17 protein-coding genes and 2 pseudogenes are annotated in these 16,449 nt (G+C 34.4%); 16 read left to right on the forward strand and 3 right to left on the reverse strand.

The window, feature by feature from the left end:
* The first annotated feature begins 21 nt into the window (after positions 1 to 21).
* Positions 22 to 411, forward strand: a complete 390-nt coding sequence (locus tag NOX90_RS01060; protein ID WP_375604216.1) for a hypothetical protein — start codon at positions 22 to 24, stop codon at positions 409 to 411.
* Positions 412 to 608: 197 nt separating this feature from the next.
* Here the strand turns inward: NOX90_RS01060 and NOX90_RS01065 are convergent.
* Positions 609 to 1,925: pseudogene (locus tag NOX90_RS01065) on the reverse strand (IS4 family transposase).
* Between the two features lie 287 nt (positions 1,926 to 2,212).
* Between NOX90_RS01065 and NOX90_RS01070 the strand changes: the two are divergent.
* The 6 genes from NOX90_RS01070 (at position 2,213) to NOX90_RS01095 (ending at position 7,150) form a co-directional block, all read left to right on the forward strand.
* Positions 2,213 to 2,722 (forward strand): hypothetical protein, encoded by a 510-nt coding sequence (locus NOX90_RS01070; protein WP_375604217.1) that lies wholly within the window; start codon positions 2,213 to 2,215, stop codon positions 2,720 to 2,722.
* Between the two features lie 187 nt (positions 2,723 to 2,909).
* Positions 2,910 to 3,455 (forward strand): hypothetical protein, encoded by a 546-nt coding sequence (locus NOX90_RS01075; RefSeq protein ID WP_375604218.1) that lies wholly within the window; start codon positions 2,910 to 2,912, stop codon positions 3,453 to 3,455.
* Between the two features lie 191 nt (positions 3,456 to 3,646).
* Complete coding sequence (locus NOX90_RS01080; RefSeq protein WP_375604219.1) at positions 3,647 to 4,258, forward strand: TRP75-related protein; 612 nt, start codon at positions 3,647 to 3,649, stop codon at positions 4,256 to 4,258.
* Between the two features lie 25 nt (positions 4,259 to 4,283).
* Entirely contained in the window at positions 4,284 to 5,564 is a 1,281-nt protein-coding gene (ispG, locus tag NOX90_RS01085) for a flavodoxin-dependent (E)-4-hydroxy-3-methylbut-2-enyl-diphosphate synthase (RefSeq protein ID WP_375604571.1), read from the forward strand.
* A gap of 111 nt (positions 5,565 to 5,675) precedes the next feature.
* Entirely contained in the window at positions 5,676 to 6,047 is a 372-nt protein-coding gene (locus NOX90_RS01090; RefSeq protein WP_375604220.1) for a hypothetical protein, read from the forward strand.
* Positions 6,048 to 6,382: 335 nt separating this feature from the next.
* Positions 6,383 to 7,150 (forward strand): IS5 family transposase, encoded by a 768-nt coding sequence (locus NOX90_RS01095; protein ID WP_375603768.1) that lies wholly within the window; start codon positions 6,383 to 6,385, stop codon positions 7,148 to 7,150.
* Here NOX90_RS01095 and alaS read toward each other — a convergent pair.
* On the reverse strand, positions 7,136 to 9,784 hold the full coding sequence (gene alaS / locus NOX90_RS01100) for an alanine--tRNA ligase (RefSeq protein WP_375604221.1): 2,649 nt from the start codon (positions 9,782 to 9,784) through the stop codon (positions 7,136 to 7,138). The two genes, NOX90_RS01095 and alaS, sit on opposite strands and share 15 nt — an antisense overlap.
* Positions 9,785 to 9,999: 215 nt before the next feature.
* Here alaS and NOX90_RS01105 point away from each other — a divergent pair, with 215 nt between their 5' ends.
* Positions 10,000 to 10,317, forward strand: a complete 318-nt coding sequence (locus NOX90_RS01105; protein WP_375604222.1) for a hypothetical protein — start codon at positions 10,000 to 10,002, stop codon at positions 10,315 to 10,317.
* Here the strand turns inward: NOX90_RS01105 and NOX90_RS01110 are convergent.
* Positions 10,308 to 11,075: an IS5 family transposase gene (locus NOX90_RS01110; RefSeq protein ID WP_375604223.1), complete on the reverse strand. Its 768-nt coding sequence runs from the start codon at positions 11,073 to 11,075 to the stop codon at positions 10,308 to 10,310. The genes NOX90_RS01105 and NOX90_RS01110 overlap by 10 nt on opposite strands.
* 191 nt (positions 11,076 to 11,266) lie before the next feature.
* Between NOX90_RS01110 and NOX90_RS01115 the strand changes: the two genes are divergently transcribed.
* The 8 genes and pseudogenes from NOX90_RS01115 to NOX90_RS01150 all read left to right on the forward strand — a co-directional run bounded on the left by NOX90_RS01115 (position 11,267) and on the right by NOX90_RS01150 (position 16,437).
* Positions 11,267 to 11,869, forward strand: a complete 603-nt coding sequence (locus tag NOX90_RS01115; protein WP_375604224.1) for a hypothetical protein — start codon at positions 11,267 to 11,269, stop codon at positions 11,867 to 11,869.
* Between the two features lie 322 nt (positions 11,870 to 12,191).
* Complete coding sequence (locus NOX90_RS01120; protein ID WP_320109932.1) at positions 12,192 to 12,635, forward strand: PAS domain-containing protein; 444 nt, start codon at positions 12,192 to 12,194, stop codon at positions 12,633 to 12,635.
* A 98-nt stretch (positions 12,636 to 12,733) separates the two neighbouring features.
* Complete coding sequence (gene rpmI, locus NOX90_RS01125; protein ID WP_265034920.1) at positions 12,734 to 12,940, forward strand: 50S ribosomal protein L35; 207 nt, start codon at positions 12,734 to 12,736, stop codon at positions 12,938 to 12,940.
* A 20-nt stretch (positions 12,941 to 12,960) separates the two neighbouring features.
* Positions 12,961 to 13,326: a 50S ribosomal protein L20 gene (rplT, locus tag NOX90_RS01130; RefSeq protein WP_015589254.1), complete on the forward strand. Its 366-nt coding sequence runs from the start codon at positions 12,961 to 12,963 to the stop codon at positions 13,324 to 13,326.
* Between the two features lie 12 nt (positions 13,327 to 13,338).
* On the forward strand, positions 13,339 to 14,238 hold the full coding sequence (fmt, locus tag NOX90_RS01135) for a methionyl-tRNA formyltransferase (RefSeq protein ID WP_375604225.1): 900 nt from the start codon (positions 13,339 to 13,341) through the stop codon (positions 14,236 to 14,238).
* A gap of 644 nt (positions 14,239 to 14,882) precedes the next feature.
* Positions 14,883 to 15,719: pseudogene (locus NOX90_RS01140) on the forward strand (IS110 family transposase).
* A gap of 235 nt (positions 15,720 to 15,954) precedes the next feature.
* Positions 15,955 to 16,101: a hypothetical protein gene (locus NOX90_RS01145; protein WP_375604226.1), complete on the forward strand. Its 147-nt coding sequence runs from the start codon at positions 15,955 to 15,957 to the stop codon at positions 16,099 to 16,101.
* A 6-nt stretch (positions 16,102 to 16,107) separates the two neighbouring features.
* Positions 16,108 to 16,437, forward strand: coding sequence for an ankyrin repeat domain-containing protein (locus NOX90_RS01150; RefSeq protein ID WP_375604572.1), 330 nt, complete (start codon positions 16,108 to 16,110; stop codon positions 16,435 to 16,437).
* Positions 16,438 to 16,449 lie beyond the last annotated feature (12 nt).

A 16,449-nucleotide genomic window follows, 5' to 3' on the forward strand; every position in this document is an offset into this window, starting at 1 on the left:
GATTTTTATTAAGGTAGTATTATGACATATCATTTAACATTTACATTTCCAAAGGAACAATATTCCATAGACAAGGGTAGTAATGAGTTTTCAGCAAAAGATCAAAAAGGCAACAGATTTATCATGACTGCAGATAATAAACAAAAAGGAAAAATTTCTTTTTGTAAAGATGATAACAGTGAGTGTAAGTTTACACAACACTATGCAGTTAAAGATCCAAAAATATGTAATAAACTTTCTGATATTGACAGTGTTGACTATATAAGTGTTATTATGGAAGATTATGGTGAGAAATATTTCCACAACAGGATATTAAGTGGACTCAATAAGTGTAATATTGATTACACAGTTGTGGATGACGGTAAAACACAAGAAGATGTCAATGTGCTGTCAGAGGATTTTATAATCTAATTTGGGAATGTTCAAAAAAGCATACGCGTCAAGTTAAGAGATTGTAAGCAAATTCAGGGAAGTTAAGGTAGATACTCTAGTTTTTCTGTACTTGTCTTTTAATGAAAATCGCGACCAAGTTATGGTAAGCTTTTTAAGAAAAATTTTCAAACTATTAACTTTATTCTTTAGTGCTGAAAATAACCATACGCGTCAAGTTAAGAGATTGTGAGCAAATTTAGGGAAGTTAAGGTGGACACTCTAGTTCTCCTATACTTGTCTTTCAATGAAAATTGAGACCAAGTTTTGGTAAGCTTTTTAAGGAAAATTTTCAAGTTATTAATTTTATTATTTAGTGCCAAAAGTAACCCTCTAACCCGCCTTTTGAACTCAATAAATGCCTTTGTTAAGCTAAGTTCTGTATTTTTTTCCAGTTCTGTACAACTAACCATTCCATGGAATATAAGAATTGCACACAATTTAGCATATAATTCACATAGTACCCTGTATGGCTTTCCTTTTAGCTCATCAAGCTTTATATGGCTCTTATATAATTTAAATAANNTTTGCCACCTTACCCTGTAAATTGTTAATACTTGCTCAGCACTCATTTTTCTATCTGGAGCATTAGTTATGAATATTGACCAACTCAGTAACTTTTGGTTCTTTCTGGAAGATGTGTATCCATGTGATTTCGCTAATCTAGTAGCCTTCCTTCTTCTAGCCATAGACTGTTCTTCAGTTAGCTTTTGACATATAATTCTTACTCTAATCTTTGCCTCTTTTCCCAATAATACTTCACTTTCTAGAAACAATTTATCCTCTAAACATTCCAATAACTCTATTTTTTNGACCTGTTTCTATATCATATATGTTGGTATCANACGACTTATAAAATAAGCCCCTATTTCATCAATTTGTTTGAAAGAACTTGGTACAAAATAACCTAGATCAGATATTATCAAATCATTGTTCGATATATTGCTTAAATGTTTTCTATATCCTTGATCTGACCTTATTCCCTCTGTTATGTTAAGTTGGTCTAACGTTTGATTTAGGTAATCAAAAACCAATTGCAACTTTATTCCAGATCTAGTATTACTTTCATAACCACTGTAACTAGTGCCATACCCTTTATACATGTTTTCCATACTGTTAGGCAGGCTAATATAGCTACNATCCAATAACTTGACGCTTTTGAATTGCTGCAATATTCTGCAATCAACTTGCAAGGTATTGTTAAATAAAACCATAGATTCATTATACATTCTTTTCATAAACTCCACTGCTTCTTTAGTAAACCTAAAATCTAAACCCTGTTTCGTTATTACTACAGATTCTTCATTTAATAATTGGCACATTGCATCTATGCTGCAATTTTCAATTCCTATATTGCCAAAAATTATAGCTTTTATGAATGATGAACCGCTCAGTTTTCTCTTCCTTTTTATAAATCCTGTTTCAATTGATACCTCATCTGCCCTTTTATTAAAAAATTTGTTGAGGTTATTTGATAGGCAAGTTATCTTATTCATCATTGGTTCTCTCACTAAAAACATATTTGGGAGAACTTATACCTTATTATTCTGTCTTTTTTTTATACCTTCTTTCCTTAACTTGACGCGTATGGTACATCTAAGACTGCTTAAGCTGATTGATATACCTATCAGACGACATGTTAAAATCAGAGCGCCCTTGACTTAAAATGGAAAAAGTATTTTGATGAAAGAGTGAAACGAACAAGAATGTTAGCAAGCTCCTTTTCAAGAGAAGGTTCTCTACTGTTAGTGTCACCACTAAAGTTGATGTATTCTGAGGATTTATGAAAGACAAGCCGGTTCGAGAAAAGAAGAACTTAGATAAGGGGCTCAAGCGTAGTGCAGGAAATCCGCATGCTGCGTTTGAAGAGGCGGGGGCAGGAAACGTGACTATAGGTGGAAAAGTGATGAATATTGCAGAAATTGTAGAAGCATTACAGAAATCTATAGAGGCAGCGCGCCTGTTCTCGACCCTACTTAAGCATGCAGAAGAAACGACAGATGAAGATCTAAAGAAAATTGCAGAGGAATCACCAATAATAAAGCTAGCATACGATGAATTAGACAAGTTTCACTGGAGTGAAAAAGATCTCCTAGCTTATGAAGAAAGAGTGATGAATCTACAGAAAGAAGAAGCCATCCTTGAATACAGACTTGATCTTACTGAAGAGAAAGGTGTACGGAAAGGAAAAATTGAAGTCGTAAAAGCAATGCTAGCTAATAATGTTGATGTCAACACTATTGTTAAGTTTACTGGCCTCTCCACGAGTGAGATCAAAGAATTGCAGAATTAAGTGTGAATGGTTACGAAAATACAATAATTCATGTATTTCGTAAGTACCTTAATTTAAGTTTTCGCACTTTCAAAAAGCAAGTCAAACAAAATTATTAAAAGGTCAATACATAATGACAGTTAATTTAATAATAATTTAAACATTGGGAATGTAAAATTATAATATATTAATTAGCTAGGGGGTTAAAATGGTAAAAGGAATTTTGCGCAATTGGTTGGGTGTAACAGAATTGCAAGAAAGTCAAAAAATCGATGCTGAGCAGTTTGAAAAAGTTTTTGGTGCATTAAAAGAATGGCAAGAAGCTCAAAAGATAGATGCTAAACAGTTTAAAGAGGTATTTAGTGCATTAAAAGAATGGCAAGAAGCTCAAAAGATAGATGCTGAGCAGTTTGAAAAAGTTTTTAGTGCACTAGAAGATAAGATTGGTACTGAGCAGTTTCAAGGTATGCAAGAGCACTTAAATGGCCTGCAAGAAAAATTTACAGGCTTAGAAGAAAAAGTAGAGACATTTGCAGAGGTAGTAGGAGGGCAAGAACAAGCAATACTAACTTGTGCCATAGTCAGTGCTGTTGCTGCAATAGCAATAACTAGTTTTGTTGCATTCTGTATCTATCAGGGAGTTAAGTGTGAAAGGGAGAAAGAAAAGAACTCGTCTAAAGATACGCCAGACACAAAACTTGATGGAAACAATATCGCTAGTCATAAAACACCACTGATTGACTTATTAAGTTGATGACGCTCTTTTTGTAAAGGTGTTACGCAACTTGTAACACCTTACTCTTCTCTTAGCCTATGTAGGTTTTTCGATAGCAAACATATCACTTTTTAGAAAAATATTTGTATTGTAAAGTTAGTAAAGATTCTGGTTTACTTAAAGTTTGTTAATTGCTATCTTTTAAAACACGATATTTACTATAGCACCATATGCTTAGGGTTTTTTCTAAAATTTTATTTATATTAATGTTTTTGGTTTCTAGCTTTTTTACTGTGCATAGTGCTGAAGCTAAATCTAAGCTCAGTAAGAGATACATACCTCCTGGTAACCCTGGTGGTGCAAACTTTCATACAGATGAGGATTTTGCTGAGTCATATAAACTGTATGAGAAGCGTAGGGAATTGCTCAAGAAAAAAAAGTTACAAGATCGAGCTATAAATAAAGAAGATCTAATCAAAAAATTAAAAGAGAAAAAAATTGCTAGTCTTGATAATGAGCCAAATGACATGGAAGCGTGCATAGTCGACGATGAAGAGAGCACTATGATAAATCAGCATGGTATTAATATCGCACGTTTAAGGGGTGCTGTATTTATAGATCAAGAGCCAGTTTCTCAGTATGAAAGTGAGCAGCATGAACAAGAAGGAAAAAAAATTACTTCAACACGAGAAAAGAAAGTTTCTCCTATAAATATCACTATAAAAGAAACTCCATCAAGAAGAACGTGCTCACATGATTCTATTGCTAATTTGGATAACGTAGATGCTTATAGTTTGAATGGTTCAAGTTCATTTGGCAGTGTAGCTGACACAGTAAAATAGTATCACAATATTGGCGATTAATAATATGCTAAATAAAGACCTGATATTGAGTGATAATACATATGAATTATCACTCAATATCAGGCACAAAAATCATGTTGTAGAAGTTGGAAAAGTAAAGATAGGTGGAAATAATCCTATAGTCGTACAATCTATGGCGCTTGGTGTGCATATAGATTCTGATGATATAAAAAGTAGCGCAAAACATTATGCAAAAGAAATAACAGAACTAGCGCGCGCAGGTTCAGAGTTAGTACGGATTGCTTTGAATTCAGAGGAAGTAGCAAGGGCAATACCTTATATAGTAGAAGAGATAAATAAAGAAGGTTTTGACGGTAAAATATTGGTAGGCTGCGGTCAATATGAGCTAGATAAATTAGTGCAAAATTACCCAAACAACATCAAAATGCTGGGTAAAATTAGAATCAATCCAGGCAATATAGGCTTTGGCGACAAACGTGATGAGAAATTTGAAAGGGTGATAGAGTATGCAATAATGCACGATCTTCCTGTTAGAATTGGGGTAAATTGGGGTAGTCTTGATAAATACCTTTTACAAAAACTGATGGATGAAAACTCTTTGCTTAGTAATTCAAGGCCTTCTGACGTTATACTGCGCAAAGCACTTGTGATGTCTGCTCTTGATAGTGCAAAAAAAGCTGAAGAAATTGGTCTAAATTCAAACAAAATAATCATTTCATGTAAAGTTAGCAAAGTGCAAGATTTAATTTTAGTTTATACGGCACTTGCAAAATCTTCCAATTATGCGCTGCATTTGGGTTTAACTGAAGCTGGTATGGGCAATAAAGGTGTAGTAAACACCACAGCAGGGCTTACTTATTTATTGCAAAATGGCATTGGAGATACCATACGGGCTTCTTTGACTCAACGTCCTGGTGAATCGCGTACTAATGAAGTGGTGGTGTGTCAGGAAATATTGCAGTCTATAGGCTTGCGCCATTTTAACCCCCAGGTTAATTCATGTCCTGGTTGTGGGCGCACAAGCAGCGATCGTTTTCGTATATTAACTGAAGAAGTGAATGGATATATAAAAACTCATATACCGATATGGAAGAANAAAAATCCAGGTGTAGAGCATATGAGCATTGCTGTCATGGGATGCATAGTAAATGGTCCTGGAGAAAGCAAACACGCAAATTTGGGAATCAGCTTGCCTGGATATGGAGAAAAACCTGTTTCAGCAGTCTACAAAGACGGCAAATATTTCAAAACTTTACAAGGTGATAATGTCTCTGAAGAATTTAAGGCAATTATTGATAATTATGTGAAGGAGCATTACACGTAACCTTTCACGGTTAATTAATAGATAAATCGCAAATAAAAAAGAAAATTAAACCTTGTTTTTCTTTTTTCGCTATTAATATATTTATAACACAATTAAGTTTAAATAATTGATATGAAAAGCTTTTTACGAAATTTCTTGCACTGTCTTCTGTCATCCCAGTGCTCCTTTCTTGTCATCCCAGTCTGGGATCCAGAAAACTTACAGGTAATAAAAACTGGTCACGCGCTACCCAGGACGTGGTGTAATAGTTGTACAAGAATCCTACTAACTTTACTATTAATCCTATTTCCACTTTTAGCATCATCTATAAGCATTGAGGGCATCGAAGAAAATTGCGATTACGAATATTACCCTAAATTAGATGATGATGATGCTGCTGAATTATACATTATAAAGCGAAATTATTATAGATACGGGGAGAAATTAAAAATATTAGCAGATGAGAGGATAAAGGAGATCACTTTAGGCACTAGTGATAAATAATTGTAACCGTTCACTCAATGGCGTCAACTTAAGAGCCTTCATTAGCAAACTCTCCTAAAGACCCCAGTTATGGATTAAAAAATAGATAAAAGTGCAGCTAAAAAGAGGAAAATAGGGTAAGCTTCAGTATTTTGCCATATTACACTTCTTTGAAAAAACGTTTTATTTTACTCCAAAAACGTCTTAACTTTCTCTCTACTTTTTCTGGGTAAGGTCAGATCCCGCTACGTGTTAGCGGCTAAGAGATACCGCGGCGGTATGACGTAGAGTGCTTAGAGCATGTCTTCAAACTAAGTAGAAAGGAGTTAAGAAGTGTGTTATAAGATATATTTTAAATGTACCCAAGCGATATAAGTGACAAAGAATGGAAGATGATAGAGCAATATTTTGAACCTAAAAAGACCGGCAGACCAAGAAAACACAGTATCAGAACGATTATCGATGCAATAAGGTATGTGATGAGAACAGGCTGTCAATGGAGACAACTACCTAAGAATTTTCCACCATGGAAAACCGTGTATAGTTGTAATTCGCGTTTAAAAAAAAGTGGAATATGGCAAGAAATTCATGATTTTCTAGTTAAAAAACTAAGAAAGATAATTGGTAAGAATGAAACTCCATCAGTAGGAATAATTGACAGTCAATCAGTAAAAACCACTCAAAAAGGGGANTCCAGAGGATATGATGCTGGCAAGAAAGTAAAGGGTAGAAAACGCCACATCGTTGTAGATACTCTAGGTCTTGTAATTGCTGCTGAAGTACACAGTGCAAGCATTCAAGATCGTGATGGTGCACTAAATCTTTTTGTTCAAGCCAAATGCAAAGCTCCAACATTACGTAAGTTTTTTGCTGATCAAGGATATACAGGTAAATTGCAAAACCGCTGTTTATTGGAAACTGGATGTTTGTTGACGATTACCAAGAAAGTAGTTGATACAGGATTTCAGGTTATTCCTAAACGTTGGATTGTTGAGAGAACCTTTGCTTGGCTCTCCAATTTTAGACGTATGAGTAAGGATTATGAGCATTCTCCTCTCACTTCAAAAAATAACATCTTTTTTAATATGATCACTATTATGCTTCACAAATTAGCTCATTCTTGAGTTTGAAGACATGCTCTTAGAAGCTGTTATTTTGCTATAAATGGCTGTAATGGCATCATCTATTTTATTGCTATCACAGCCTGTTTGTGCAAGTTCAGCATTCCCACCACAGTTCTTTTCAACTGCTATTGATATTAGTTCTTTTGCGCTAATCTTATTGGTTAAATCTTTACTTACCTTGACAATCAAAACTGTTTTATCTTTTTCTGTTGCCGTGAAAGCTATTACCGTTTTTGGTTTTTGTTGCTGTAAAATAAACTCTCTTATTATATTCGCTGGAATATTGGTAAAAGCATGACTTACAAAATTTATTCCATTTATTTCAGTACTTTTTATGCTCTCTGCGCTTATAAGTTTTTTATATAAATTTTTTATTTTAGCTTCAGATTCTTTGCGCTCTTGATTTAAAATATTTAATCGGTTTATTATTTCACTTACTGGTGCTTTTACGAATTCTGCAACTTTTTTTAAGTTAATTTCATTATCACGTACATAATTGATTGCTTCCTGACCAGTTAAAGCTTCAATTCTCCTCACTCCAAAAGCAACAGAACTCTCTGTTACTATCTTAAACAAACCAATTTTTCCAGTATGCTCTACATGCGTGCCGCCACATAGCTCTTTCGAATCTCCAATATTTACTACTCTTACTTGATCACTATATTTTTCGCCGAATAACGCCATAGCTCCTTCGTCTATTGCCTTATTCATGCTCTGAATTTTTGTAGACGTAGAAAGGTTTTCTCTGATTAGAGAGTTTACCATATCTTCTACTAAGAATAGCTGATCCTGAGTAACTTGAGTGTTATGACTAAAGTCGAATCTCAGTCTATCTGGTGCAACTAGGGAACCTTTTTGAGTGACATGATCACCTAGAATTTTTCTGAGTATAAAGTGCAGAAGATGTGTAGCTGAATGATTTCTTCTTAAGGTTTGCCTTCTTTCCTTATCTATGCTTGCTGTAACTGTGTCACCTTTACAAATTGAACCGAATTTAACTATGCATCTGTGCAAACATAGGTCATCAACCTTATTGGTATTCTCCACTATAACCATACCTTTAGCAGTATAGTTTGCAGCACATGACCTGTCATTTTTTTTCTGGATCCCAGTTTGCATACTTCCAGTATCCCCCACCTGTCCACCTGATTCGCCATAAAACGGTGTTTTATCAAGTATAATGGTTATCTTCTCTCCCTCCTTTGCAGAATCAATTATTTCATTTTTAGAAGAAACTATAGCTAGTATTTTCGCATCACTTACTTCATTGAACTCATAACCAACAAATTTTGTTTTGCCAAATTTATCAATCAAATCAAACCATACTTGCTCAACAGATTTTTCACCAGATCCAGCCCATTTAGCACGTGCTCTCTCTTTTTGTTCTTCCATTGCATCATCAAAACCCTTCTGGTCAAAATTTATTTNTTTCTCTTTTAAAATATCAAGTGTGATATCCAAAGGAAATCCATAAGTGTCATATAGCTTAAACGCCAATTCTCCAAGCAGAGTGTCGCCTGGTTTTAAATCTGCAGTGAATTTTTCCAAGAGATTAATGCCTTTCATCAAAGTGTCTTTGAAGTTCTCTTCCTCTAATTTTAACGTCGTTTCTATTAAGCTTTTAGCTCTGATCAATTCAGGATAAATATCCCCCATATAAGCCGAACTCGTGCTATCTATCAGCGCCGGAAAAATGCGATGGAGTAGGGAATCATTATATCCAAGCAGGTGGATATAACGTGCGGCTCTCCTAATTAATCTGCGTAATACGTAATTCCTGCCTTCATTTCCAGGGAGCACCCCCTCTGCAATTAGAAATGCGGCTGCACGAAGATGATCTACTATGATCTTATGTGCTACTTTATTTTCTGTTCTTCCACAGTACTCTTGAGATTTATTGATCAGAGCCGAAAATAGATCAATATCATAGTTATCATGGACGTTCTGCATAACAGCTGCTATTCTTTCAAGGCCCATTCCAGTATCGATGCATTTTTTTGGCAATTTGTGTAAATTACCTTCTTCATCTTTATTAAATTCCATGAATACCAGATTCCAGATTTCAACAATCCTATCGTCATCTTGTAGGTTAGGATTTACGTGATCATAAAAAATTTCAGAGCATGGACCACACGGGCCAGTGCTTCCCATACTCCAAAAGTTATCATCCGTTGCAATTCTTATGATTTTATCACTTGAAAAGCCACTTATCTTACGCCAAATCTCGTACGCCTCATCATCAGTATGGTAGACGGTTATCGATAGTCTATTTTTATCAAGAGATAACTCCTTAGTAATAAATTTCCACGCAAATTCTATTGCAGTTTCTTTGAAGTAATCACCAAAGCTAAAATTTCCGAGCATTTCAAAAAATGTGTGATGACGAGTTGTATAGCCAACATTTTCAAGATCGTTGTGTTTACCGCCTGCTCTTAGGCACTTTTGACTTGAGACAGCACGTTTCATTTGAGTTTTTTGAGCACCAGTAAAAATATTTTTAAACTGCACCATACCAGCATTTGTGAACATGAGCGTTGGGTCATGCTCTGGAATCAAAGGAGAAGAAGGAACTTGCTCATGATTATTATTGACAAAAAATTTTATAAATCTTTCTCTAATTTCGTTTAGCTTCATCGTTTTTACTGAGGTTATCTACGCATAATAAGCTGTAACGGAAGTAAAATCAATTCATCAATCTAAATATTGATATATATTATTTAGTATAACATATATAATTCTTATATAAAAATTTTAATAAAAATTATAGACTAAAATAATTTATTCATTATACATGTAGTAATATTTGTTAATTCAAATAATATTTTATTAATTAATTTAAGGAGTATGAAATGCAAAAAAAATCCCTAAACGCCAAGAATAGCATACGAAAGAAAGAAACAACAAATAAGCAGGAGATGGATAGCTCAAGAAATATTACAATTAGAATTGTATCTGACTTGAAAAGTATAGAACAAAATAAAAGGATAGGTTTTTTATTGAAAGGAAGTGATTTAACAATAGACTGCCTCTGTATATCTTCTATAGGAGCTGATATAGGCTTTGTTACAGGAGAAGCAAGGTCAATAGACATTCCTCAAGCAATTCGTGAATCGACAATAGATGGAATTATTTCAGGTCTTAGAGCATGTCTTCAAACTCAAGAATGAGCTAATTTGTGAAGCATAATAGTGATCATATTAAAAAAGATGTTATTTTTTGAAGTGAGAGGAGAATGCTCATAATCCTTACTCATACGTCTAAAATTGGAGAGCCAAGCAAAGGTTCTCTCAACAATCCAACGTTTAGGAATAACCTGAAATCCTGTATCAACTACTTTCTTGGTAATCGTCAACAAACATCCAGTTTCCAATAAACAGCGGTTTTGCAATTTACCTGTATATCCTTGATCAGCAAAAAACTTACGTAATGTTGGAGCTTTGCATTTGGCTTGAACAAAAAGATTTAGTGCACCATCACGATCTTGAATGCTTGCACTGTGTACTTCAGCAGCAATTACAAGACCTAGAGTATCTACAACGATGTGGCGTTTTCTACCCTTTACTTTCTTGCCAGCATCATATCCTCTGGATCCCCTTTTTGNAGTGGTTTTTACTGATTGACTGTCAATTATTCCTACTGATGGAGTTTCATTCTTACCAATTATCTTTCTTAGTTTTTTAACTAGAAAATCATGAATTTCTTGCCATATTCCACTTTTTTTTAAACGCGAATTACAACTATACACGGTTTTCCATGGTGGAAAATTCTTAGGTAGTTGTCTCCATTGACAGCCTGTTCTCATCACATACCTTATTGCATCGATAATCGTTCTGATACTGTGTTTTCTTGGTCTGCCGGTCTTTTTAGGTTCAAAATATTGCTCTATCATCTTCCATTCTTTGTCACTTATATCGCTTGGGTACATTTAAAATATATCTTATAACACACTTCTTAACTCCTTTCTACTTAGTTTGAAGACATGCTCTTAAGAGTAGAAAAATACAAAGTAATAAAGAATATAATTTTAGAGAGTTTGACAAAGCATATCTAAAAAATCTTTGGGATAAGGAAATAACAACTAGTTCACAAGAGCTGAAAGAGATAATTGATGAAAATATGCAAATTAACCAATTGGGAGGATTTACTACTGAAGGAGTTGACCATGAGGCGCAAGAAGATAGCGAATATGTAACTATAGAATCAGCTCCTTTAACAAAACAAGAATTCGATTTTGCATCAAGCAAAGCAACTGCTGAGAAGATTGACAAAGTAATGGATGAAATAAAAAAATCAAATGCTAGTGATGGAATTACACCTGAAAATATAAGTAGTGTTTCCCGTTTTGATCACAATTCAAAAGAAGTATTAGAATATCCTATATTTAATAGTACGGATGTGGAAGGGCCTAAATTACCGGAAATAAATGGAGGACAATATATAGGAATAGCAGGGATTGCTGGTGGTATATTGGGAATGTTAGTTTTAGGGGCTGTTGGAGGATTAGGATATTTGATATGGCACAGAAAAAATAGGGAAGGTAGCTACGATGTTGAAAAAGCACAGAAAAGCAATAGTGAGGCGGAGAGCCTTTCTGAGCAAACTCAACTTGAGCATTCCAGAGCTACACCAGAAACAGAAGAAAGAGAATCTTTGCTCAGCAGAGTAAGCAATCCTACATCAGTAGAGCATCTATCTTCTCGAATTAGCACCGGGTATTAGCGCTTGTCCAAACTAGGGGATGTTTTTTAAACATCCCCAAAATTCACATACAGGATTCTTTAATAAATCAATAGAATTGTATATCCTGTTTTAATATTTCCTTTACTAAATCCACAACTTTTTCATTTAATAATTTTGGTGTTAATGCTACCCTAAACCAACTAGCTATATTTACCTTGTATAATCTTGTTTCCCATATTGTTTATTATATGAATAGGAATTGGTATGAGAACTTCTAGTAACATGCACCTTGTGGTAAGAAAAAATCAATATATTCACGATAAATTCACCTCATATCTGTGTTTTATATGTGGAAATTGGAATGGAAATTTATGTAGGCAAAGAAAAAAGAATAGCAAATGTGGTAACCCAACACTGGAGTGATATAAAAGGATCAGACAGAGATTGGCCAGAAAGGCATGAAATAGACACTGCAGAAATAATGGAGTCGTGGCAGCATTGTTTTATCATTGAAGTCAAAGATCAAGGTTATATTTGCGAAAATGCAGGAGAAAAGGCCGTTGAATTCTATGGTTTTGAGAAAAAGATGCGCATTGATAATAAGTATGCAATTGATGCACCATTTTTGCGGCTATATAAAATAGATGCAGTTATTGATAAACTTGATACTGTAATAGAGAGTAAATGTCCAATCAACGAAGAGGAAGAAAGTGAAAGTGTTAAAATGAGGCAAGTATTGTTGCCACTTGGGAATAAAGAAGGTATAACACACATATTGGGTGTAATTACATTTAAGCTCCTTTGATATACAATTTTAATTTGATTCTTTAACAAAATTATTTATACTACTACTTAATTACTATTAAAGAACTCAATAGTAGTGTTTGTAAATTTGTTTAGAATATGAAGAAAATAAAATTAAAAACCAAATCTTCTGTTAAAAAGCGCTTTCACCTTACAGCTAAGGGTAAAGTCATTTCTACTCAGTCAGGCAAAAGGCATGGCATGATAAAGAGAAGTAAATCTAATATTCGTAATCAGCGCGGTACAACGATTCTTGGTAAATCTGACTCGCGTATAGTTAAGCTTTATATGCCTTATGGTATTTAACAAAATGGAGGTAAAATAAAATGGCTCGGGTAAAACGTGGAGTCACTACTCACGCTCGTCATAAAAAAATATTGAAACTGGCAAAGGGTTATAGAGGGCGCGCAAAAAGTTGTTATAGAATTGCATTACAAAGAGTTGAAAAAGCACTGCAATATGCTTATAGAGACAGAAGAAATCGTAAACGTGATTTTCGTGGTTTATGGATAATACGTATTAATGCAGCAGTAAGAGAGCATGGGCTTACTTATGGTAGGTTTATGCATGGTCTTACACTTGCTGGAATTGATTTAAATAGAAAAATTTTGGCTGAGATGGCCGTTAATTATAAGGATGATTTTGCTAAATTAGTAGAAGCTGTAAGCGGTAAATTAGCAGAGAATTCTTAAAGCAAAGATACCATGAGAATTATTTTCATGGGATCACCGGAATTCGCTGTTAGTACACTAAACTTACTATTGAAATCACAGAATGAAATAGTAGCAGTATACACCAAGGCTCCAAAACCTTCGGGGCGTGGACAGAAGCCAAAGAAATCTCCAGTACATGTTATCGCTGAAGAAAATAACATAGAGGTATGTACTCCTATCTCTCTAAAGTTTTCAGCAGAGCAAGAAAAATTTAGAAATTTCAAACCAGACGTTGCAGTTGTAGCTGCGTATGGATTGATACTCCCAAGAGAAATTTTGAATATTCCAAAATATGGTTGTATTAATATTCATCCTTCATTACTACCAAGGTGGCGTGGTGCAGCTCCGATACAGCACACAATTTTAGCAGGAGATCAAGAAACCGGGGTTAGCATTATGCAATTGGATGAAAGATTAGATTCCGGCCCTATTTTAAAACAGGAAAAATTTCTTATCGAAAAGAACGATAATTACAAGACATTGCATGATAAATTATCTAAGCTAGGCAGTGATTTACTGCTGAAAGTGCTAAACGAAATTGAAAAACAGGTTCCCTTAAAACAGAACGATAATGATGCATGTTACGCTGACAAAGTGGAAGACTATAAAATTTATGCAAGTGATGCTTGTGAAGTTGGTTATAGAAAGGTTAAAGCGTTTTACCCAAAAGCGTTCATCAAGATAGATAATAAACGTATCAGGATACTTGATGCTGACTTTGAAGCTTTTGCTTCAGAACAAGGTGAGATCGTTAATGATAACATGCACATAAGTTTAAAAGGTGGCACTTTAATTCCTAAAGTTGTACAAATGGAAGGGAGAAATCCTTGTAGTATTGAAGATTTTATTCGTGGCTTGAAATCAAGTATGGTAAAAAAATCTATAAAATAGACTACTTTGAAGGGAAGGTTAGGAAGGCTAAAGCAACTTCTACAATTTGGTATTCCGCTGCTTGTTAAACAACTGTACGAACATTCGTTTGTGAAAGCAGTGTGTTAAATGTTATAGCAGGTTTTGCTTCAAACACAAAGGCAGTGCCCAGACTACTTGGATCCAGAAAAAAGGATGATGTCATGCCAGTGCCCTNCTTCTCATTATCCCAGTGCTCTCTTCTTGTCATCCGAGTAGCTTGACACTGGGATCCAGGAAACTTAACTTTAAATAAGTGGCTGCATAATAAAGACTAGATTCCAGTGCCAAACACTGGAATGACACCATTTGCTGTGCAATTTACCTTCAAAAATGAATGTTCGTACAGCTATAGCGGAATCTACAACGAGATACCGCGGCGGTAGTAAGTTAAAAATATGTTATAAAAGAAACAAGAGGGAAGATTGTAAGTTAAAAATATGATATAAATGAAGTAAGAGGGAAGATAACTCTACTCACTATAGGAATAGCGGGCGTGTGCGACCAACACGGCGTTGACAACCGTTTATATCAAGGCTATCCCTCGATACGTTTGAATAGCTGCATGGGAGATATGTATGAACCCATTTACAATCCTAAATCAATAAACTATCGAGGTTATTAATATGGTTACATCTTATCAAAACTTTATTGGTATTGACATCGGAAAATTTAAAAATGTTGTTGCGGTTCACACACAGAAGAGTGTTGTCGAATTTGATAATAATGCTTCTGGTTGGCAACAATTGTTTAAAAAGTTTTCAGATATCTTACCTAATTCTTTAGTAACTTTAGAAAATACAGGANNAATTGGTTTATCGCATTTTCTTATTGACAAGAATATCGCTGCCNNCAAAAGCTTTATCTTGTCTCACAGAACTTTAGCAAAGTCTAGATGTAATGGCTCTTGCTCAGTATGCGTCATAGAACTCTTTCTCCCTACTTCTAAAGAACAATCAACTTTGTTTGTCAACGTCGTTACACAAATGAGAGCCCAAGAGAAATGTAGGTTCTGAAAATGACTATACAAAAAAAGTTGCCAAAAAACCATTGATTTTTTTAACAGTCAGATAAATAAGCTCAATAATGCCATACAAAAAATCATTGATAAAAATCTAGAGTTATAGAAGCGCCAAAAAATTCTGAGAACAGTGCCAGCAAAGTTATCTCAAGATTTTGTGTGTCTGATGCCGGAGCTTGGCTACTTAAACAGAAGAGAAGTAGCAAGTCTTGCTGGCNNGCATCCAAAAGAAAGTGGAAAAGCTATTGGTTATCGAAGAATAACAGGCGGTAGAAGCAATGTTCGTACTNNAACGGCTGCAATGGCTGCTNNCAAATCTGCACTTGGTGCCTTTTATTCCAAGCTCATTGAAAGTGATAAGAAGAAGATGGTANNAGCTCTAATGCGTAAAATTATGGTTATTGCTAATGCCAGGCTTAAAGAAGCAGTTAATATGAATTAAAAAATCTGCATAGAAAATAAGTTAACGAGTATGTGCGTCCACACAGACTTAAAGCACAAACCATAAAATCTAAGCAGTAACTGTTGTTTGATATAAAATTTTTCTATGATAAATTAGGGTGTTTATTGTCAAAAATGCATTTTCTCATTGAATAAAAATACAAAATTATAAACAAGAGTTGTAATAAAACTAAATTCAAAAAATTTAAAAAAAACATAGTTGATATAACAACAAAATGCAAATAGTAAAGTTTATTGCAAAAAAACAGCAAGCAAAAGCTAAATTTAAAGAGTTTATTTGCACAAAAAATAATCATGATTTTGATGCATTAGATTGCGCTATTGAGCATAATAATAGAAAAATGGTAACATTTCTTGTATAAAAAGGAATAGATGCAAATGATCAAGATTTTAATGGCAACGCCAGGCTGCATAAAGCTAGCCATAATGGTAACACTAAAACAGTTAAGCTCTTATTGAAGCTTAAGGTAAACATTAATGCTGTTACTAAATGTGACAGAACTCCCTTGCTACTGGCAGTTAAAAAAGGCCATACAAAAATTGTGAAAATGTTATTGGAAGTTAGAGCCAATATGAACATTTATGAGCAACAAGGTTTTGCACCTCTACATCTTGCTGTTCAAAAGGATTATTTTGATATAGCTCAGCTGTTAACAGAAAAAGGTGCAGACCTTAGAGCATGTCTTCAAACTAAGTAGAAAGGAGTTAAG

Source organism: Wolbachia endosymbiont of Anurida maritima, from assembly GCF_042182995.1.
Taxonomy (GTDB): Bacteria; Pseudomonadota; Alphaproteobacteria; order Rickettsiales; family Anaplasmataceae; genus Wolbachia.

Coding starts and splice junctions, on each gene's coding strand:
- NOX90_RS01120 (WP_320109932.1), top strand. CDS start 12,192: ATGGAAATTTATGTAGGCAAAGAAAAAAGAATAGCAAATGTGGTAACC.
- NOX90_RS01070 (WP_375604217.1), top strand. CDS start 2,213: ATGAAAGACAAGCCGGTTCGAGAAAAGAAGAACTTAGATAAGGGGCTC.
- NOX90_RS01080 (WP_375604219.1), top strand. CDS start 3,647: ATGCTTAGGGTTTTTTCTAAAATTTTATTTATATTAATGTTTTTGGTT.
- rplT (WP_015589254.1), top strand. CDS start 12,961: ATGGCTCGGGTAAAACGTGGAGTCACTACTCACGCTCGTCATAAAAAA.
- NOX90_RS01075 (WP_375604218.1), top strand. CDS start 2,910: ATGGTAAAAGGAATTTTGCGCAATTGGTTGGGTGTAACAGAATTGCAA.
- NOX90_RS01060 (WP_375604216.1), top strand. CDS start 22: ATGACATATCATTTAACATTTACATTTCCAAAGGAACAATATTCCATA.
- NOX90_RS01090 (WP_375604220.1), top strand. CDS start 5,676: ATGAAAAGCTTTTTACGAAATTTCTTGCACTGTCTTCTGTCATCCCAG.
- NOX90_RS01145 (WP_375604226.1), top strand. CDS start 15,955: ATGCAAATAGTAAAGTTTATTGCAAAAAAACAGCAAGCAAAAGCTAAA.
- fmt (WP_375604225.1), top strand. CDS start 13,339: ATGAGAATTATTTTCATGGGATCACCGGAATTCGCTGTTAGTACACTA.
- NOX90_RS01115 (WP_375604224.1), top strand. CDS start 11,267: ATGCAAATTAACCAATTGGGAGGATTTACTACTGAAGGAGTTGACCAT.
- rpmI (WP_265034920.1), top strand. CDS start 12,734: ATGAAGAAAATAAAATTAAAAACCAAATCTTCTGTTAAAAAGCGCTTT.
- NOX90_RS01105 (WP_375604222.1), top strand. CDS start 10,000: ATGCAAAAAAAATCCCTAAACGCCAAGAATAGCATACGAAAGAAAGAA.